The organism is Hymenobacter fodinae, from assembly GCF_004745825.1.
Classification (GTDB): Bacteria; Bacteroidota; Bacteroidia; order Cytophagales; family Hymenobacteraceae; genus Hymenobacter; species Hymenobacter fodinae.
In genome coordinates this window covers 341,891-361,349 of sequence record NZ_SRLA01000005.1, presented here as the reverse complement: position 1 = coordinate 361,349, position 19,459 = coordinate 341,891, and the positions used below count along the sequence as shown (strand labels likewise).

At 57.4% G+C, this 19,459-nt stretch carries 19 protein-coding genes; 9 read left to right on the top strand and 10 right to left on the bottom strand.

The window, feature by feature from the left end; translation table 11 throughout:
* Nucleotides 1-33 precede the first annotated feature (33 nt).
* The 3 genes from gatB to EU556_RS21885 all read left to right on the top strand — a co-directional run bounded on the left by gatB (nt 34) and on the right by EU556_RS21885 (nt 3,454).
* Nucleotides 34-1,491 carry an Asp-tRNA(Asn)/Glu-tRNA(Gln) amidotransferase subunit GatB gene (gene gatB / locus EU556_RS21895; protein WP_135436304.1) on the top strand — a complete coding sequence of 486 codons (1,458 nt, stop codon included), beginning with the start codon at nt 34-36 and terminating at the stop codon, nt 1,489-1,491.
* A 97-nt stretch (nt 1,492-1,588) separates the two neighbouring features.
* Complete coding sequence (locus EU556_RS21890) at nt 1,589-2,107, top strand: peroxiredoxin family protein (protein WP_135436303.1); 519 nt, start codon at nt 1,589-1,591, stop codon at nt 2,105-2,107.
* 195 nt (nt 2,108-2,302) lie between these two features.
* A complete protein-coding gene (locus EU556_RS21885) occupies nt 2,303-3,454 on the top strand; it encodes a TlpA disulfide reductase family protein (protein ID WP_167855680.1) in 1,152 nt (383 codons plus the stop codon).
* Nucleotides 3,455-3,532: 78 nt separating this feature from the next.
* On the opposite strand, the gene EU556_RS21880 is transcribed toward EU556_RS21885, so the two are convergent.
* The 5 genes from EU556_RS21880 to EU556_RS21860 form a co-directional block, all read right to left on the bottom strand.
* On the bottom strand, nt 3,533-4,357 hold the full coding sequence (locus EU556_RS21880) for a hypothetical protein (RefSeq protein WP_135436301.1): 825 nt from the start codon (nt 4,355-4,357) through the stop codon (nt 3,533-3,535).
* Between the two features lie 70 nt (nt 4,358-4,427).
* Nucleotides 4,428-4,946: an acyl-CoA thioesterase gene (locus tag EU556_RS21875; RefSeq protein WP_135436300.1), complete on the bottom strand. Its 519-nt coding sequence runs from the start codon at nt 4,944-4,946 to the stop codon at nt 4,428-4,430.
* Between the two features lie 82 nt (nt 4,947-5,028).
* Entirely contained in the window at nt 5,029-5,421 is a 393-nt protein-coding gene (locus EU556_RS21870) for a TlpA family protein disulfide reductase (protein WP_167855679.1), read from the bottom strand.
* Nucleotides 5,357-6,088, bottom strand: coding sequence for a DUF4369 domain-containing protein (locus EU556_RS21865; protein WP_135436298.1), 732 nt, complete (start codon nt 6,086-6,088; stop codon nt 5,357-5,359). Before EU556_RS21865 ends, EU556_RS21870 begins: the two co-directional genes overlap by 65 nt.
* A 73-nt stretch (nt 6,089-6,161) precedes the next feature.
* Nucleotides 6,162-6,815 carry a protein-L-isoaspartate(D-aspartate) O-methyltransferase gene (locus EU556_RS21860; protein WP_135436297.1) on the bottom strand — a complete coding sequence of 218 codons (654 nt, stop codon included), beginning with the start codon at nt 6,813-6,815 and terminating at the stop codon, nt 6,162-6,164.
* A 189-nt stretch (nt 6,816-7,004) separates the two neighbouring features.
* Between EU556_RS21860 and EU556_RS21855 the strand changes: the two genes are divergently transcribed.
* The 3 genes from EU556_RS21855 to EU556_RS21845 all read left to right on the top strand — a co-directional run bounded on the left by EU556_RS21855 (nt 7,005) and on the right by EU556_RS21845 (nt 9,405).
* Nucleotides 7,005-8,423 carry a sugar transferase gene (locus tag EU556_RS21855; protein ID WP_245327825.1) on the top strand — a complete coding sequence of 473 codons (1,419 nt, stop codon included), beginning with the start codon at nt 7,005-7,007 and terminating at the stop codon, nt 8,421-8,423.
* A 104-nt stretch (nt 8,424-8,527) separates the two neighbouring features.
* Nucleotides 8,528-9,118, top strand: a complete 591-nt coding sequence (locus EU556_RS21850) for a riboflavin synthase (RefSeq protein WP_135436296.1) — start codon at nt 8,528-8,530, stop codon at nt 9,116-9,118.
* A 74-nt stretch (nt 9,119-9,192) separates the two neighbouring features.
* Nucleotides 9,193-9,405 carry a hypothetical protein gene (locus EU556_RS21845; RefSeq protein WP_135436295.1) on the top strand — a complete coding sequence of 71 codons (213 nt, stop codon included), beginning with the start codon at nt 9,193-9,195 and terminating at the stop codon, nt 9,403-9,405.
* 82 nt (nt 9,406-9,487) lie between these two features.
* On the opposite strand, the gene EU556_RS21840 is transcribed toward EU556_RS21845, so the two are convergent.
* Nucleotides 9,488-10,066 (bottom strand): phosphatase PAP2 family protein, encoded by a 579-nt coding sequence (locus EU556_RS21840; RefSeq protein ID WP_135436294.1) that lies wholly within the window; start codon nt 10,064-10,066, stop codon nt 9,488-9,490.
* Complete coding sequence (gene hemF / locus EU556_RS21835) at nt 10,063-11,022, bottom strand: oxygen-dependent coproporphyrinogen oxidase (protein WP_135436293.1); 960 nt, start codon at nt 11,020-11,022, stop codon at nt 10,063-10,065. The genes EU556_RS21840 and hemF overlap by 4 nt, the downstream gene beginning before the upstream one ends.
* 537 nt (nt 11,023-11,559) lie before the next feature.
* Between hemF and EU556_RS21830 the strand changes: the two genes are divergently transcribed.
* Nucleotides 11,560-11,769 carry a hypothetical protein gene (locus EU556_RS21830; RefSeq protein ID WP_135436292.1) on the top strand — a complete coding sequence of 70 codons (210 nt, stop codon included), beginning with the start codon at nt 11,560-11,562 and terminating at the stop codon, nt 11,767-11,769.
* A gap of 3 nt (nt 11,770-11,772) precedes the next feature.
* On the opposite strand, the gene EU556_RS21825 is transcribed toward EU556_RS21830, so the two are convergent.
* Nucleotides 11,773-12,294, bottom strand: a complete 522-nt coding sequence (locus EU556_RS21825; RefSeq protein ID WP_135436291.1) for a GNAT family N-acetyltransferase — start codon at nt 12,292-12,294, stop codon at nt 11,773-11,775.
* Between the two features lie 225 nt (nt 12,295-12,519).
* Between EU556_RS21825 and EU556_RS21820 the strand changes: the two genes are divergently transcribed.
* Nucleotides 12,520-14,625 (top strand): alpha-ketoacid dehydrogenase subunit alpha/beta, encoded by a 2,106-nt coding sequence (locus EU556_RS21820; protein ID WP_135436290.1) that lies wholly within the window; start codon nt 12,520-12,522, stop codon nt 14,623-14,625.
* A gap of 228 nt (nt 14,626-14,853) precedes the next feature.
* On the opposite strand, the gene tamL is transcribed toward EU556_RS21820, so the two are convergent.
* Entirely contained in the window at nt 14,854-17,475 is a 2,622-nt protein-coding gene (tamL, locus tag EU556_RS21815) for a translocation and assembly module lipoprotein TamL (protein WP_210116347.1), read from the bottom strand.
* Between tamL and EU556_RS21810 the strand changes: the two genes are divergently transcribed.
* Nucleotides 17,466-18,212, top strand: a complete 747-nt coding sequence (locus EU556_RS21810; protein WP_135436288.1) for an RNA methyltransferase — start codon at nt 17,466-17,468, stop codon at nt 18,210-18,212. The genes tamL and EU556_RS21810 overlap by 10 nt on opposite strands.
* Nucleotides 18,213-18,308: 96 nt before the next feature.
* Here EU556_RS21810 and EU556_RS21805 read toward each other — a convergent pair whose 3' ends face one another.
* Nucleotides 18,309-19,454 (bottom strand): porin family protein, encoded by a 1,146-nt coding sequence (locus EU556_RS21805; protein WP_135436287.1) that lies wholly within the window; start codon nt 19,452-19,454, stop codon nt 18,309-18,311.
* Nucleotides 19,455-19,459 lie beyond the last annotated feature (5 nt).

Here is a 19,459-nt window from a genome sequence, read left to right as displayed (position 1 = left end):
ATCAGCTGTAAAATCAGCGAAAATCTGCGATTCATGGACGAAAGCATTAAGTCGAAATACCAGCCCGTAATTGGCCTCGAAGTACACGCTCAGCTGCTCACGCGCAGCAAGATGTACTCTTCTGATGAGAACGAATACGGCGCGCTTCCCAATAACAACCTCAGCGTTATCACGCTAGGCCACCCCGGCACCCTCCCGCGTGTAAACTACACGGCCGTGGAGTATGCCATGAAAATGGGCTTGGCCACCAACTGCCAGATTCGTCGCGACAACCTATTCGCACGCAAAAACTACTTCTACCCCGACCTTCCTAAGGGGTATCAAATCACTCAGGACAAGACTCCCATCTGCACGAACGGCCACGTAGAGATTCGTCTCTCGGATGGCTCTACGAAGAAAATCGGTATCACCCGCATCCACATGGAGGAAGATGCGGGCAAGTCGATGCACTTGGCAGGAGAGGTAGAGACCCTGGTAGACCTGAACCGCGCCGGCGTACCCCTGATTGAGATTGTATCGGAGCCCGATATCCGGAACGCCGAAGAGGCCTACGCGTATCTGAGCGAAATCAAGAAACTGGTGCAGTACCTCGATATCTGCGACGGTAACATGGAGGAAGGCTCGCTTCGCTGCGACGCCAACATCTCGGTGATGCTGAAAGGCGCCGATAAGTTTGGTACCAAGGTGGAGGTGAAGAACATGAATTCCTTCCGCAACGTGCAGCGCGCCATTGAGTACGAGATTGAGCGGCAGATTGCTATGGCCGAGGCCGGCGAGGTAATCGACAGCGAGACCCGGGGCTTTGATGCGCAATCTGGTACCACCAGCGGGCAGCGCAGCAAGGAAACCATGAACGATTACCGGTACTTCCCGGAGCCCGACCTGCCCCCAGTAGTAATCGACGATGAGTGGCTGCACCGCGTGCAGGCTGAGTTGCCGGCTCTGCCTCAGCAGCTCTACGCCCGCTTCACCGGCGAGCTAGGCCTGTCTGACTATGATGCCAACGTGCTGACCGCCGACAAGGAAGTGGCGCTGTACTTCGATGAACTGACCCGCTTGACTACGAACGCCAAAGCGGCGGCCAACTGGGTGACGGGCCCTGTAAAGGCGTACCTCAATGAGCGTGCCCTTACCCTCGACCAATTCCCTCTCACGCCTCAGCACCTGGCCGACATCATTGGGCTTATTGACGAGAACAAGGTAGGCCACTCAGTAGCCAGCAAGCAGCTGTTCCCGTACCTGCTGGAAAACCCCGCGCAAACGGCCGCCGCGGCCGCCGAGGCGCAAGGCTTGCTGCAGCAGTCAGATGCGGGGGAACTGGAGGCTAAGATTCAGCAAGTGCTCGACGCCAACCCGGCGAAAGTAGCTGAGTACCGCGCCGGCAAAAAGTCATTGACCGGCATGTTTATGGGCGAGCTGATGAAGCTGACCGGCGGCAAGGCCGACCCTAAGCTGGCCAACCAATTGCTGCGTCAGAAACTCGACGCATAAGCTTTGTTACCTCTGCTAAAAACCACCGGCCCAGCAGCCGGTGGTTTTTCGTTTATTTAAGGGCAAGCCTACTTATCCAGTTGAATTTACTACCCCTATGAAGCGTCACATCCTTATCGGTATATGTGTTTTGGTAAGCAGTGTAAGCTGTCAGCGGCCAGGGAGCACTACTGCTCCGGCAGCCAAAGTAGCACCCCGTGCCTCGGAAGCGCCCGATATCAACCTGCCCCAGCCCAATGGCAGTAAGCTGGCCCTGAGTAGCCTGCGCGGCAAGTATGTGCTCGTCGATTTCTGGGCTTCTTGGTGCGGGCCGTGTCGGGTCGAGAGCCCAAACCTGCGTAAAATCTACGGGCAGTTTCATAGCCGCGGACTTGAAATTTACAGCGTGTCGCTGGACGTAAACCTGGCCCGATGGCACCAGGCCATTGCGGCGGATGAGCTAACGTGGCACCACGTTTCGGACCTGCGTGGCTGGCAGAGCGCGGGCGCCAGGGCATATGGGGTTCATTCTATTCCGTACTCAATGCTCTTAGACCCCGAAGGCCGCGTACTGGCCTACAACCTGCGCGGGCGGGCCCTGGGGCAGAAGATTTCGGAGTACATTCCGCTGGACTGATTGCGCAAACAAGGAGCAGGAACTGAAGCAGCCAGCTTAGGTGTATAGGAGGGGATAAGGCTGTCTGGCAAGTACAGAATCTGGTTCGTTTCCCGAGAATGCGCAGGGAAATTGGCAACTTGCCACCTCAATGCTTGTCTATAGCCAAACGGTACGCTAGCCCGAAGCTGGCGCGCACCTCCGAAGATGCACAAAATGAAGAGTTTCCTGTTTATGGGCGCCCTGCTAGGCATGGTCAACGCCTGCAACAAAAACACCACTCCTACCACGGGCGCGGCCGACTCGGCGGCCGGGAGCTACCAAATCAATGGCCAGCTACAGAATGCCTCGGCGGGCTCCAAGATCTATCTGGCAGAACTAGGCGACACGCAGTTTGTATCCCGTGATACCGCTACAGTAGCGGAAGACGGCAAATTTACGTTCTCCGGAACAGTGCCGGAGGCTGGCATCTACCAGGTAAAGACCAACGACAAAAACCAAGTCCTGCTTGCATTGAGCTCGAACACCCGCGTGCAGCTGACAGGCGATGCGCAGAAGCTTGGCGAAACGTATACCGTAAAAGGCTCTCCCGACTCGGAACTGTGGCAGCGCATCAACCAAGCCCTGCAGACTGGGCAGCAGCAGATGCAGCAGGCCATGCCGCGTTTAGAAGAGCGCTACAACCGAGCCGCGCAGGCCGGCCGCACCGACTCGATGCTGGTGATACAAACGCAGGCGGAGCAGTTGGCCAGCAAAAGCCAGCGGCCGGTGCAGCAGCTGGTACGGCAGAATCCGCGGTCCATTGTGTCGGCTTTTGTGGTGACGAGCATTCTAAACCCAGAGGAGAACTTCACACTAGCCGATTCAGTAGCCACCCAACTTAAGGCTGCGCAACCTAACTCGCGTTACACGAAGAGCTTAGTAGCCCGACTGGAACCCCTGCGGGCAACGGCGCTTGGGGTACAGGCTCCTGAAATCAACCTTACCGCCCCTGATGGCAAGCCTGTTAACCTAAGCAGCCTGCGCGGCAAATACGTGCTGATTGACTTCTGGGCCTCATGGTGCCGCCCGTGCCGCCAGGAAAATCCCAACGTGGTGAAGGCGTACAACAAGTTCAAAGACAAAGGCTTTGAAATCTACAGCGTCAGCTTCGACCAGGACCGTGACAAGTGGCTCAAAGCCATTCAAGCCGACGGCCTAGCCTGGACCCACGTGTCTGACCTAAAAGGGTGGGAAAGCGCAGCGGGCCAGACGTATGGTATTAAATCTATTCCGGCTTCCTTCCTGCTTGACCCCCAGGGCCGCATTATTGGCAAAAACCTGCGCGGCGATGCTCTAGCTGCTAAGCTGGCGACGGTACTCAAATAGTGGCCTAGCGTAGGTATAACTGATAAAAAAAGCCCGGCACCTTACGCAAGGTGCCGGGCTTTTTTATGGACGATGCACCTACAAGAACATCCGTTGCATGGCGTGCCAGAGCTGTTTTTTGCGGCCGGCATCATACTCCAGCATGCTGATTTCGCCGGCTCCCAGGAAGGCAGTATCGCCAAACAACAGCACGGGCTCGTAGGGTTGGGTCGTGTACACGGCCACATCGAGCAGGTTTTTACCAAACGCTAAGAACTGCCGCGCCCCAAGTGTTTGCCGCAGGCTGCACAGGGCCACCGGGTAGCTGGGATGCTCTACATTTACCAGCACTACATCTTCCACAATGAGGCGAATGGCCTTGAGGATGTTGTTGAGAAATACATTGCGCGGCAGCTTCCGGAACTCCGCCTCGGGCAGGCGTACCAGAATAATCAGGCCGTTAGGATTGCTACCTAGCGTAGAGAACGGAATATGCGCTACCGGCGACTGGGTAGGCGTGGGCTGCACGCGTCCGGCCGGAGCGTCGGCAGCGGCTGGCAGCTGGGCCAGCGTAGGTACCACGGGCTCGCGCGTGGGGCTAACCGGGGCTGCGGGCGGTGGTGGGGTAGGCTGCGCCCGCAGCGAGGCAAGAGAGGGAAGCTTGGTAGCCGCCACGGGTGGTGGGCTTACGGGAACGGGTGGGGCAGCTGGCCTAACCACGGGGGCAGGCACCGCTACCGGTGGAGTACTCACCATGGGTGCTGGTGCCGGCACCGGAGCAGGAGCTACAGCGCTTGGGCTGTCTGCCTGAGCCGCAGGAGTTACTTCGGTGGGTACTCCTGCTGGGGCAGGCTCAGGCACCACGTACAGTGAAACCCCATCGTAGAGGTTCTGAAAAAAGGCAAGGTCAGCGGCAGGATTCATAGTGAGGGCGCGGGGCTGAACGGCAGATAAGAGAAGTAAGCAATAGGAGTGGCCTACGCCTCTAGGCCAGTTAAGCTAAATCAAACAGCGCCTTAAGCTCAGTAGCTTCGGATGGTTTGAGGCGGCCAGCCAGCACTAAGCGGAGCTGACGGCGGCGCAGCGCCCCATCGTATAACTCCTGCTCGACGGGCGTTTCGGGGAGGGCGTCTGGTACGTCAATGGGCCGGCCGGACTGATCAACCGCGACAAAGGTGAAGAATGCTTCGTTGGATTTCACTTTCGTGCCGCTCGGAATGTCCTCTGCCCACACGTCAATGTGTACTTCCATGGAGGAGCTGAAGGCGCGGGTTACTTTTGCTTCTAGTGTTACCACGCTGCCCAAGCGGATGCCTTCCCGAAAGGATACGTTATCAACGGAAGCCGTAACCACAATGCGGTTGCTGTGACGTTGCGCCGATACAGCGGCGGCAATGTCCATGAGGTGCATCATGCGGCCGCCCATTAGGTTATTGAGCGTATTGGTATCGTTCGGCAGCACTAGCTCGGTCATGCTTACGAAGGATTCTTGAACGGGCTTTTGTTTGCGCATCTGGCGGCAGGGTAAGAGTGGCAATAGAGGCGCAAAGATAGCACCGCGCCGCCCAGCATGCAGTATGCTACCAGTCGTTGCACTACGGGCGGGCCAACAGACTTTTCAGCTTTTCCTCAACCGGACCAATAGACGAGGTCATTACCAAGAGGTTGCCTTCTTTGTCAAGCAGCATATAGGTGGGAAACTGCTCTACATTTAACTGTTCAATTACCCCTTTATCAGCCTTCAGCTCTGAGAGCTGGGTCCAAGTAAGTTGGTGTTTGCGAATAGCTTTCAACCAGAGCGGCTTGTCCTGCGCTGCTTCCATGCCAATACCCACAATGGCCAGGCGCTGGGCATACTGGGTTTGCAACTGCTTAAGGTGAGGCATGGAGCTGATGCAAGGGCCGCACCAGTGGCCCCAGAAATCAAGCAACACGTACTGCCCCCGAAAACGAGCCAGCGAAACAGCCACACCGGCGGTATCGGGCATGCTGAAAAGTGGGAGCGGGTGGCCTACCTGCGGCTGCTTGCGCAACACCGCCAGGCGACGCGCCACGGCTTGGCCTTGTGCACTGGCCTGCACAGCGGGGGGAAAGATTCCGGAATAATTTCTCATACTCACCCACGGGCCTGTCGTGGTGAAACTTTGCCTGCTGATACAGCAGGTCGGCGCTGGTACGCGCCTTGGGGTGCGCGGTTATAAATGCTCGGGTTGCCTGGCCTAGCAGCTTGCCAAGAGTCGCTATAGAATCGGGGTTGCCCTTGGCACGGTGTTCAAATTTCCACTCTATCTGCTGGTTGTACTGCGTGCTAAGCGTGTTTTCGGGAGTCCCCGTAACGGTGAGCTCAGATGGCTCAGCTATGTTGCCGGCTACCGTCACCTGTCCGGCCTCGAACCAAACGGGAGTAAAACGACTCGGAATGATCTTGAGGTTGAACTGCCCATCATCGCTGGGGCGGGCAGTGTAGCTGAATTGGTCATTGTGGGCGTGCACCGTATCGCGGCGCTGCTGGCCTTTCCAATCATAGAAAACCACAACAGCTTGGTTGCCTAAGCCCTTTATATTGCCCTCAACCTGGCAGACAGTCTTGGTTTGCGCCTGCGTGAGGGAGGTTGAACCGCTCAGAAGAGCCAGTAGGAGGAGAGGTAATTTCACAAGCTGATACTATAAAGTCTAACTAATGCAGACAATATAGGCCTTTGAGTGAAAACCCCTGCTGGCTAAGAGGTTATTCGTTCCAGCCGGCCTGGCCTAGCAGCGGCACAAAGCGGAACTCCTCGAAAACCTCCCTCGAAAATTCTTCCTCACTTTCCCGCACCACGCGCATCATGCGCTGGGTGTGAGCATCGCCAACGGGAATTACCAAGGCGCCCCCCACCCGCAGCTGGCGTAGCAAGGGCCGCGGAATAGTGGGGGAGCCTGCCGTCACCAGTATCTTATCAAAGGGCGCGTACTGGGGGAGGCCTAGTGAACCGTCGCCGCAGAATAAATGCGCGGCGCGGTGCAAGGCAGCCAGCCGCTTGCGGGTACGCTCAAACAATACGGGCTGGTACTCAATACTAAACACCTGCGGGGTCAGCTCCAACAATACGCAGCACTGATAACCCGAGCCGGTACCAATTTCCAGCACCCGGTCGTGGGGCCGAAGGCGCAGCAACTCGGTTTGGTAGGCCACCGTGTAGGGCTGGGATATGGTTTGGCCCTCACCAATCGGAAAGGCCTTATCTTGGTAGGCATGGGCCTGAAAGGCCGGGTCGAAAAACAGGTGCCGCGGTACGGTGCCAATGGCCGCCAGCACGCGCTCATCGCGGATGCCTTTGCGGCGTAGCTCTTCCACGAGGGTGCGGCGCAGGCCACGGTGCCGGTAGCTGTCAGTGTGCATGAGCGTAAGGAAGGCGGTAGGAGCCTCCCGCAAACCAGACCTTTCTGTGAAATGCGGCTAATCCCTACCTTTGCTCGGCTATAAAACAGGCCCGAAAGAGCTTGTAAAGCCGAAATAAAGCACGAAACTACGGCTTCGTGACCATAAAACCGCCCTTCCTCACCTCCTAACCAGTCAGCCAGTTCCCTCTTGATCCGCACCTTCCAAAAACTGAAGCTGATAGCTGCCGATTTTCTGGCCGCTTTATTGGCGTGGGTCTGCTTTTTCTTAGTGCGTAAGTACCTGCTTCAGGAAATTACGGAAACGTATCACTTCACCGAGGGCGCACTTTTCTTTCTGACGGGCTCGGCCCTGATGATTGCCACGTTCTGGACCACTCTCTACGCGCTCATTGGCGAGTACCGCGATATTTTTCGCAAGTCACGCCTGGCCGAAATCATCCGACTGGGCCGGGTATCCTTTCTAGGGGCCGTAGTTATTTTCTTCGCCCTGCTGCTCGACGATGAAGGGGTGCGAAACTACCAGGCCTACTACCTCACATTTCCGGCGTACTTCCTGATTCATTTTTCCGTGACGGCGGTGCTGCGTACCTGGGCCGTAACGAGCGTGCAGCGCCTGGTGCGGGGTGGGGTAATTAGCTTTAGCACGCTGCTGGTTGGCTCCAATGCCCTGGCCCGCGATACCTACTACGAACTGCGGCGCACGGGTCGGCACCTGGGGCTGAAGATCGTGGGATTTGTGCCCACCAGCGAAACCGTAGACCCGGGGTTGGCCGCTGAGCTTCCGGCCCGGGGCACCTACCGGCGCCTGCCGGCCCTCATACGGGCCATGCACATCGAGCAGGTTATTATTGCCATTGAGCCCGCGGAACATCGTCTTACCGAAGAAATTCTGGCCCTGCTGGAAGGCACTCCCTCGCGCGTGAGCATCCTGCCCGACCTCTACCAGATGCTGCTGGGCTCGGTGAAAGTAACCCACGTGTTCGGCACGCCCCTGATTGAAATCAAGCAGGATTTGTTGCCCGTTTGGCAGCAGGTCTCGAAGCGGGCGGTAGATGTAATGGCCTCCATGCTATTTCTGCTGCTGGCCTGGCCGGTGTACCTGGTTACGGCCATTATGGTGAAGCTCTCTTCGCCGGGGCCTGTTTTTTACTCGCAGGAACGTATCGGGCGGTATGGCCACCCGTTTCGCATCTATAAGTTTCGGTCGATGTACGTGGATGCCGAGAAAATGGGGCCCGCGCTCAGCTCCGACCATGATCCTCGCATCACCCCATGGGGAAAGTTTATGCGCAAAGTGCGCCTTGATGAGCTGCCCCAGTTCTGGAACGTCATAAAGGGCGACATGAGCATCGTGGGCCCGCGCCCCGAGCGCCAGTTCTTCATCGACCAGATTATGCGCGTGGCGCCTCATTACCGCCACTTGCATCGGGTGCGGCCCGGACTTACCAGTCTAGGCCAGGTGAAATACGGCTATGCTGAAACGGTAGCCCAAATGGTGGAGCGGCTCAAGTTTGATATCCTCTACATCGAGAATATGAGCCTGTCCATGGACTTCCGGGTGCTGCTCTACACCCTCAAAATCATCATAGAAGGCCGAGGCAAATAGGTGTTCACGCGCCGTGGCACCGTACGGGAAGAATATTCCTGGCGCGGAGCTACCAAATGGGCTCCGTACTTGTTGATTGTACTACTTCATCTCTCACTGAGAATATGTTCACTGGAATCATAGAAACCCTGGGTACCATCCAGGATGTGCGCCGCGAGGGCACCAACATTCATTTCACCGTCGCCTCGACGTTTGCGCAAGAGCTAAAAATCGACCAAAGCGTAGCGCATGATGGGGTGTGCCTGACCGTGGTGGCGGTGGATGGGCACGCCAATACGCACGTAGTAACCGCCATTGACGAAACCCTCCAGAAGACAAACCTGAACTCATGGCAGCTGGGACGCCGCGTAAACTTAGAGCGGTGCCTTGCCGCTAATGGTCGTTTTGACGGTCATATTGTGCAGGGCCACGTGGATTTGACGGCCGTGTGTGAGTCGGTGGAAGACCAGAACGGCTCCTGGCTGTACCGGTTCCGCCACGAGGCTGGCCCCGGCCGCGTAACCGTGGAAAAGGGCTCAATCTGTATCAATGGTACCAGCCTGACGTGCTTTAACAGTACCGATGACGGGTTTTCAGTGGCTATTATTCCGTACACCTATGAGCACACCACGTTCCAAGACCTCCAGCCCGGCGACCAAGTAAATCTGGAGTTTGATATTGTGGGGAAGTATGTGGCAAAGCTGTTAGGCCGGTAACAAGCGCAAAGGCCTGGGCAACGCGTTGGGAGTAAGCTGCGTAGCAGAAATATCCATCAAACTGCACCTGAGCTATGTCTAAACGCCAATTAATAGAACCCAACCCAGGCGATAAGCGCTACGTGCGCCGCGATAAAGACGGGAAGTTTACCAGTTCCGTCGACATACACCGCTCTCTCTCCGGTGACGACCGGGTGAACTCCAAAGTAACCAGTAAGCCCGGCCAAGGAGACCGGGGCGACGGCCATACCGGCAGCCGCGCGGCTGCTTCCAGCAAAAAGAAATAGTAAGCCTGCCTACCAAACAGCAACGGCCCCGGTAACCCGGGGCCGTTGCTGTTTTAATGCTACCGTGGAAAATGCTGTGCCGCTAGGCCACTACCGAAGGCCACCAATACTCTGCGCCCTTTCTAAAGAGCACGGCGCAGCCCCACGCTAGCAAGCTCCCGAGCATGGCTCCGGCCAGCACATCGGAAGGGAAGTGAGCGGCCAGGTACATGCGGCTATAGCTGACAATAGCTGCCCAGAGAAACAGCAGCAGTTTAGCCAAGCGGTACCGATGGGGTAGCACCAGAGCAATAAATACTGCCAGCGCAAAGGCATTGGCCGCATGTGAGGAGATAAAGCCAAACTGCCCGCCGCACCCGTTTGCCAAGTTCAGCACGGCGGAGAGCTGCGGATCGTGGCAGGGGCGCAAACGGGCAAAGTACGGCTTGAAGAAGCGGCTGGAAATGATATCTGCCAGGGCAACACTCAGGCCCAGCAATGGCAGCAGCAGGAAGGCCCGGCGCCGGTAGAGGTAGCCAAGCATTACGATCAGTACGAAATACGCCGGAAACCATACCAAGCGCTCGGAGAAGAAAATCATCCAGGCGTCGAGGGTGCGCGTGTGGTGGGTGTTGGCCGCCACCAGCAGGTGACGGTCGAGAGCTTGCAGATATTCGATCAAGAGGGAACAGACGGGGCAGGCACCCAGTCAATGCCCTTGCGCAGCCACTGCTGGGTGGCGGCTTCGGGCGAGCCGGGCTCGGGTTGGAGGTTATAGTGCCACTCAGCTTGGGGTGGCAGACTCATCAGAATGCTTTCGGTGCGGCCGCCGGTTTCGAGGCCGAAGCGGGTGCCCCGGTCGATGGCGAGGTTGAACTCGGCATAGCGCCCGCGGCGGACGAGTTGCCACTGCTTTTCGCGCTCGGTGAAGGGAAGGGTGGCGTTCTGGCGCATTAAGTGCGTATAGGTGCGGCCATAGACTTCCCCCACGGCCCGCACAAATGCAAACAGACTATCTCGGTCGCCGTCTTTACCTACCGTGAGGCGGTCGAAGAAAATACCACCCACCCCGCGGGTTTCCTGGCGGTGAGGCAGGAAGAAATACTCGTCGGCCCACTCCTTGAAGCGTGTGTAGTACATGGCGTCGTGCTGGGCGCAGACTTCCGCAATCTGCTCATGAAACCAGCGTGCCTGCGCCTCATCCACGTAAATAGGAGTCAGGTCTAGGCCACCTCCAAACCAAGCTTCACCGTTGCCCGCTTCAAAGTAGCGCACGTTCATGTGCGAAATTGGCACGCGGGGGCTGCGCGGGTGCTGCACTACCGAAACGCCGGTGGCGAAGTACTGGGGGTTGGGCATTAGCAGCACGCGGGCGGCCTGCTCGCTCATGGTCCCTTCCACTGCTGAGAAGTTAACGCCACCTTTTTCGATAACGTGGCCGTTCGTCAGAACGCGGCTGCGGCCTCCGCCGCCACTGTGGTGCTGCCAGGCGTCCTCCTGGAACTGGCCTAGGCCATCGGCCGCTTCAATCTGCTGGCACAGCCAATCCTGAAACTGGCGCATCCAGGCCTCTACGCTATGGCGAAAGGTGGGAGCCGCGCTGGCGGTGGGAAAAAAGGTAGGTTCGGAAACAGACATGGGTAGCATAGCAGCGGAGGAAAAGTGCATGGCAAACTTCCACCGGGAAGCATTGCCGGCAACTGACAAAAATCAGGCCCGCCGCTGTTTTTTGTTCTGCAAAGGTAGGGGTTTGGACATTTAGCTGCAGTACAGGCCTAGCCAAGGTCAACTGAACTATTAGCAGCGCCGCAGTGGCCGCTTAGCAACTTTTATCTTCTACCTTTCTCGCCATTATTCAAACGAGCATTACACAGCACTACTCGCTTTGGGGTGCTAACTGCAAGTTGATCTAGCTTCCATACCTCTATGAAGAACTATTATTACCTGATAACGGCCGGGTTGGTGATGCTTAGCGCAAGTGCTTTTACTGGGCTAAAAACCACTGAAGGTATCGGGGAAAGCACAATTAAGATGCTAAAAATTAATTAACTGCCCTGCGCTACTCTCTCAGCAAAGTCGTTGCTGAAGGTTAAACTGGCTTATCGTATTGCCGACACGAAGCAGTCTGAGTATGGGTTTGCGGTATCCATCAAATTTCAAAGCACCAGACCAGGCATGACGTTCTCTGATGGCAGGGCAGGCGAGGTCACGGTAAAGTGCAAGCAAGACACGCTCACGCTCAGCTATCCCATGTCAGCCCTTCGGCAGAATGCCATGCTGAAGCGCCCAATTACGTGCTACTTCTACCTGCATCGCAACACCGCTCCCGGCAGGAGCACTGTTATTGCCAAAACCGACCCAGTAATCTTTCAGGAGTGCCAATAGTGGCTACAGTGCCTTGCGCAGCAGCAGGAGTTCTAAGGGCTGCTTAGGTATTCCGAAGCGCGTGTCGGTGGGGAAGGCGACGGTTTCGCCGGTGCGCTGGAAGCCATGGCGTTCATACCAGGCGAGTAGCTCGTGGCGAACCGAAATGACCGAGATTAATAGGCTGTTACAGCCAACTTGCCGTGCGTGCTCAGCCACGGCGGCCATCAAGCGCTTGCCAAGGCCTGTGCCTTGAAGCAGCGGCGATACAGACAGCATGCCCATGTACAAATCGGGCTGCTGCTCCTGCATGTACACGCTGCCTACTAGCTGCCCAGCCTCATTGCGAGCTAATAGAATGGCCCCGCCGGCACCTTGAAGCAGGGTGCGAATATCTTCAGCATCGGTGCGCTGGCCGTCAAGCAGGTGGGCTTCGGTGGTCCAACCCTGGCGGGAAGTGTCGCCCCGGTAGGCGCTATTGACTAGGGCTACCACTTCCGCAATATCTGCTTCAGTGGCGAGAGTAATGGATACAGGTGAAAGCATGCGGCGAAAGTACGAGGCAGTGAACAGGGTTGGGGCTCCTTCTGTTAAAATGTACAGCCTCTTGGGCTGCTAGTCACCATCAACCCTGGCCGCCCTACAGGCACTGCGTCAACTGCCAGCACCCCGTACGGGAGGTGGCCTAGAGCCCTAAATTATTTAGACGCCCCACAAACTTCGCATTCCCTTGCGAACCCGTAATTTCGCCGCATAACCCACCGCCCCTGCATGTCAATCTACTCCACCCCGACGACGCTGGAAACCGAGTTTACCACCCCAACCCCCACCCGAGCAATGCTCCAACGTGCTTATCGCCTGATGCGTACTGCTGCGGAGCTAGCTCGTTTATACGAAGAAAATAAAGCCGTAACGGCCAAGTACGTGCACGCCACGGCCCGGGGCCATGAGGCTATTCAGCTGGCGGCCGCGTTTCATCTGCGGCCCACCGACTACGCCGCACCATACTACCGCGATGATGCCATGCTGCTGGGCTTCGGCCTGACGCCCTACGAACTCATGCTGCAGCTCATGGCCAAGCGCGACGACCCGTTCTCGGGCGGCCGTACATACTACAGCCATCCTTCCTTGCGGCGGGCAGGTTTTCCCGTTATTCCGCACCAGAGCTCGGCCACCGGTATGCAGGCCATACCCGCTACGGGCATGGCCCACGCCATCAAGTATCTGGAAAGCCAAAACCTACTGCCCGAAGCCGAAGAACAGCCCGTGGTGCTGTGCTCCATCGGCGACGGAGCCATGACGGAGGGGGAGGTAGCGGAAGCGCTGCAGATGGCCGTGCTGCACCAGTTGCCCATTATTTACTTGGTGCAGGATAACGATTGGGGCATCTCGGCTACGGGGCGCGAGATGCGCGCCATGGATGCGTTTGAGTTTGCGGCTGGCTTTAAAGGGCTGCACCGCCTGCAATTTGATGGGGCTGATTTTCTAGCGAGTCATGCGGGGATGGAAGAAGCCTTCGACTACGCTCGCCGAACCCGCGGCCCCGTGCTGGTACACGCCAAATGTCCGCTGCTAGGCCACCACACCAGCGGCGTACGCCGCGAGTGGTACCGCGGCGACAACCTCGCTGCCCATACTCTCAACGATCCGCTGCCCCGCTTTCATCAGCAACTGTTGGAGTTGGGCTACTCCGAGGCACTGCTGGCCGAACTCGGAGAGGAGGCCCGCGCAACCGTAGAAGCCGACTACCAGCGGGCCTTGGCTGCCCCAGCACCCGACCCCGCCACCTACGCCGAGCATGAGTTTGCGCCGCCTGCCGTAACAGAAGAGGCTGGCGAGAGAAGCCCCGTAGGGGCTGATAAGGTGCTGATGGTGGATGCTGCCCTGCACGCCGTTGATGAAATTCTGCAGGAGTTTCCGGAGGCCTTGTTTTACGGCCAAGACGTGGGCGGCGAGCTAGGTGGAGTTTTCCGCGAAGCAGCCCTGCTGGCCAAGAAATACGGCGACGCCCGTGTGTTCAATACTCCCATCCAGGAGGCCTACATTGTGGGCAGCACCGCGGGCATGAGCGCAGTGGGTGCCAAGGCCATTGTAGAAATTCAGTTTGCCGACTACATCTGGCCTAGCCTAAATCAGTTAGTGGAAGAGCTGAGCAAGTCCTGCTACCTCTCCAATGGGAAATTTCCGGTACAAAGCCTGATTAGGGTGCCGGTGGGAGCTTATGGTGGGGGCGGACCTTACCACTCCGGTTCAGTAGAAAGTACGCTGCTCACCATCCGGGGCATCAAGGTGGTGTACCCCAGCAATGCCGCCGATATGAAGGGCCTGCTGCGGGCCGCTTTCCTCGACCCAAACCCCGTGGTGCTGCTTGAGCACAAAGGCTTGTACTGGAGTAAAGTGCCTGGTACCGAAGATGCCAAAACCGTGGAGCCAGAGCCTGGGTACGTTATTCCGTTGGGCAAAGCCGCTGTGGCCCAGCAGGCCGACCCGGAAAAGTTACGCTCCGGTGAAACCTGCGTGGTTATTACCTACGGTATGGGAGTGCACTGGGCCAAAACGGCCAGCAAGCGGTTCCTAGGCCAGGTAGAAGTGCTGGATTTGCGTACTCTCAACCCCCTCGATTATGAAGCGGTGGAAGCTGCCGTACGCCGCCATGGCAAAGCCCTGGTACTGACCGAGGAGCCCCTAATGAACTCCTTTGCCGAGAGCTTGGCCGGGCGTATCCAGCGTACCTGTTTCCGCCAGCTCGATGCGCCAGTTTTCACCCTAGGTGCCGCCAATTTGCCCGCCATTGCTCTCAACGTAGAGCTGGAAAAGCAAATGCTGCCGAGCGCTGAAAAAGTAGCCGCCGCGCTGCAGGAGCTGTTAAGCTATTAGTGCTAATACAGCGAGCATCTGGCCTAGCCCACTAGCCCAATGCATTCTAGGCCGTAGGCGCAAACCCCCAAACAACCTAAAGCCCCAGTGGGGCGACACCGACCATCTAGTGTGCGGTGTCGCCCCACTGGGGCTTTAGGTTGTTTGAGTGTAAATGGATTAATATTAAGGCGTTAGTACTAAGTTAATTCTGGGACTAGGCCACTCCACGTGCGCTCAAACCGTCACTTAGAATGGATAACCGATGCCTAGGTTGAAGGCAGTTTGGTCCTCCCTGAGGCTAAAGCGCCGAATGGCCCATTTGTCGCTTGGCGCCGTGGGGTCGTAGACCTTCGTGGCAATGTCGAGGCGCAGAATCAGGAAGCTAAAATCTAGGCGCAGACCAAAACCCGACCCGACCGCAAACTGCCGATAAAATTTATCGAACTGGAATTGCGCACCTGGGCGAGCGGGGTCTTTCTGCAATGACCATACGTTGCCAAAATCTGTGAACAAAGCCCCCTTAATAAAGCTGTAGATCGGGAAACGGTACTCTACGTTGCCTTCGAGCAGTAACTCGCCGGGCTGCTCTAGGTCGTAGTTCCGCTCACTGGTTTCATTGCCGTTCTCGTCTCGCTGATACTGCGTATAGCTGCCCGTGCCCAACCGGCGGGGTTTCCAGGCCCGCACGCTGGAGCTACCCCCGGCGAAGAGGTACTTGTCGTAGGGCACCAGAAACTGGCTGGCTTGGCTGTTAGGAATGATCTTTCCATCCTCCCCACGCTGCACTGTTTTGGTGGCAGTCAGTGACCGGACAGCGCCCCCCGCTAACCGGTACACGAAGAACGTTTGAGGGGTGAGTTTGTGGTACCGGCGGTAGTCGGCTGTGAACTTGGCGAAATCGTACGTTTTCAGTCGGTCACTGCGCTCTGGTCGCAGACTGAGAACCACGGGCTGCTTTCGGTATAGATTGCGGGTTAGGCCACCTACCTCAGCAAACAGGCGCAAGTATTTGCCGTCACGGGTTTCGTTGAAGTCGTTGGAGTTATAAAGCGAAGTAGCACTGAAGCTGGGCACAAACAGGTTGTCGAAGCTGCGCAGTACCGGCGTGTTCTGCGTTAAGGCTAGCTGCTGCAGCAGGGCAAAATATGGGTCCGTAATGGCAGCCGTCCGGACAATGCTCAGGTCGAAGGGGGTGAGCACGTACTGATGATACGTGGAGCGCTGCCAGATGTAGTCTAGCGTGCCTTCCACGTTGGTTCTGGTGTACTGGGCCGGGCGTTGTACGTAGGTATAGCTGGCGTTGAAGCGCGTGCGGGGGTTATACTGATTCAGGTAGCGGTTGGGGCGCCACGGAATCAGAAACTGCGGCAGCACCAGGTTAACGTTGGCGCCTAGCTGGGTAGTCAGCAGACTTTTCTGCTGATCGTCGTTTGTCTGCCCCGCAATGTTCAGCTGCCCTTCAAATCCCGCACGCAGGCCAAATTCCAGCACCTCAGCGCCCCCGAATACATTCCTGACTTTCAGGCGAACGTTGCCAAACGGGCCCAGCTTTTCTGCCACGTAGGTACCCCCAAACTCAGAAGTTTCCTGGTATTTCTTGGCCGGTGAGGCATTAATAGTGGCATCCAGCAGGCCCCGGGTAGAGTCAGCGGGGGCGTCATCACCACGGAGCCGCCGGTACGTAACCGTACTGAACCGGAACATATCCAGGTTGGCTAGTTGGCGTTGCGTAAGCTGAGTTTTGGTCTGACTGAAAGGTTCGCCGGGGCGCACTGCCACTTTACGGTCGAGAGTACGGGTGCTGAATTTGTGCTTGTAGGCCAGGTAGTAGACCGAGTCACGGATCAGTGTGTCACGGTTCTGACCAAAGCGCACCAAGCCGGCATCTGTAATGAAGTTTACCCGCCGAACGGTGTACAGCCGGTGGTGCTCCCCCCGGGTCGGTTTGCTGATGATGGTCCGCAGGCGCACGGTGGTGGGGGCAAAGCTGGTATCGGCCTCCAGCGTAATGTACTGCTGGCGAAAATCGTAGTAGCCCTGATTTTTAAGCAGATCTTCAATACGGTTCCGCTCGCCGCCAATAGCTTCTTCATCGTATTGGTCGCCAATGTGCAGCAGGCTTTGGGGCAGACTCAGCAACACCCGGCGAGCCACGGCGGTGTCCTGAATATCGTAGTCGAGTTGGCTGTAGTGAAAGGGCTGATTTTCCGTAACGCGGTACACCACCGTAACCCGGCGCGGCTCACTGTGGAAGGGACTCCGGAAAGTAAAGATCCTGAAGGGCGAAAACAGCCGCGTCGGCACAGTATCCGTAGCCGTCACGCCGCTGCGGAAAAAACCCTTCGATTTCAGGAAGGTGGCCATCTGATCGGCGCTGGCCTGGGTGAGGGAGGAGTCGTATATAACGGGAGCCTCCCCAATGCGCATGATGGCATTGCCCTTGTCGAGGGCCAGCTGGTGGCGCCGGGTGTGCCGCTCCCGCTTGGTGAGCAGTTTACCTACTTCCACCGAGTCAGTACCGGCCGCCTGAATCAACTGGTCGTAGTGCGTGCGGTCTTCGTCGAGCTTGCGCTGGAGCTTTTCCGGGTTGTAAAACTTACGGCCTAGCTGATAGATTGCTAGCTTTGGCAGCGGAAACGTGCTATTGGGCTTTTGCTGCGCTAGCGCCTGCAGCCGCTCGGGGTCGGCTTTCTTTACCCCCTCTATTTTTACGCGGCTCAGCAGGCGCTGCCCCGGCTGGAGCAGCCGCAGCGGTGAGCAGCCCGCTAGGCCACTGAGTAGCAGCAGGCTGCCCATGGCGGCCCGCGTTTTCTTTCCCGAAAAAAGACCTCTGGTTGAGGCCTTGTTAAACAGCGTATATGGTTTCAAAAGCAGTAGCGAAATACGTGCACGCGCTGCACCTGAAGAAGTATCGACTTCGGCACGCCGCTTTCCTGGTAGAAGGCGGCAAAAGCGTAAAAGAGCTGCTAAGTTCCGGACTTCTAACGGAACGGGTGATTGTTACGGCTGATTTTGCGGAGAAAATTCAGGCGCAGCTACCGCCCGCCGTGCCTGTTGACATTGTCACGGAAGACGAACTTACGAAACTCGGCACGCTAGCCAACAATACTACCGCCCTGGCCATTGCCCGCCTGCCCCAGGAGCGGCCCCTGCAGCCTAGGCCCGGTAGCCTCCTGCTGGCCCTCGATCAGGTGCGCGACCCAGGCAACGTAGGCACCCTCATCCGCCTCGCCGACTGGTATGGCCTAGCGGGGGTAATCTGCTCCGAAACCTGCGCTGACCCATGGGCACCAAAAACGGTGGCCGCCACCATGGGCTCTTTTACGCGGGTGCCCGTGTGGCAGCGGGAGCTGCCCGGGTGGTTGCAGAGCCTGCCGCCCGAGCTACCCATTTATGGCGCCGACCTGCACGGGGAAAATGTGCACCGGCTTACCTTGCGTCCCACCGGCGTACTCATCATGGGCAGCGAGTCGCATGGCCTCACTCCAGACGTAGAAGCCTGCCTGACCCAGCGCCTGCACATCCCCGGCCGGGGCCAGGCCGAAAGTCTGAACGTAGCCGTATCGGCCGCTATTCTGCTGGATAACTTCTACCGGAATGAGTAATAGTTGAGTATAGGAAATTAGACTAGACAACTAGCTAAAAACAAGAGGCCTAGCAGCATTGCTAGGCCTCTTGTTTTAGGCAATGAGGAGAGCGGGTTAGTCTAGCAGCGAGATGCCGAAGCTCAGGGTTTGGGCTTGGGGGCCGCGGTTGTTCTTGAAGGTATCGTTGAGGTTGTACTTCACGAACAGATCTAGGCCGCGGATGCCGATGGTGCCCTGCAAACCGTACTGAAAATCAGAGAGGTTGTAGCTGCCCCGGTCTTTGTCTTTACGGGTGCGGCCTTCTTCCTCGTACTTAAGCTTAGTGTGGGAACCGAGGCGGTAGCCCGCAAACCCACCTGCGCCAATGTGGAACCCATCCCGGTCGTTTTTGCCACGGAAGCGGAGCGAAGCCATCAGGGGCAGGTTCAGCGTGGTCATGGTGAGCTTGCTCTTTTCCAGGCTGCGGGTATCGGCTACTACTCGCGTGATGTCGTTGTCGTCGGCGAAGCGGTAGTTTTTATCGAGCATGAAGTTGTTGAAGGAAAGCTCCGGGCCCGTGATGAGGTGGAAGGGAGAGCCTTTCTTCCCCACCCGAATATCGTAATTGTAGTTTAGGCTTAGGTAGCGGGAGCCAATGGGGCGTAGGTCAAGCTCGTTTTCGCCGGGGGCGGTTGATTTATTGACCAGCGTGTTCAGACCCAGGTCAACGTTGAAGTTGGTGTGCACGGCGCGGTTGGCGCGCTCCTCCTGCTTGGCCTTGCGCTGGGCCTGCTTCACCGAGTCGGGAGTGGAGCTGATGCGCACCGAAACGTGGTCATCATCCTTGCCATCCTGCTTATCGTACACCGTCACCCCAAACACGCGGCCCATCACCACATCGGTACGAGTCATGGTTTTGGAGCTGGTCTTGCCATCCTCAGAGCGCACGGTGATGCGAATTTGCTCGGGCACTTTTTTGCCGGGCTGGTCTTTGGCGGGGTAAAACTCCATAGTCACCTGGTCTGACTTCGAGTTCTTGCCAGCTGCCTCAGCCTGCGTGATGTAGCCATCGAGCAGGACGAGCAGCGAGTCGAGCTTGTAGTTGCGCATCTCACGCAGCTGCGCTTTATTTTTCACGAACAGCGTCATGGTAGCCTGGTTAGGCAGCTTCACAATAATGGTGTCGTCGGGGTGAGTGGCAGGCCTAGCAGAGGCGTGCAGGCGGCCAGGCAGCAGAAGCACTAAGGCCAACAGGGCGAGGAGAGAGGATATACGTTTCATGACGT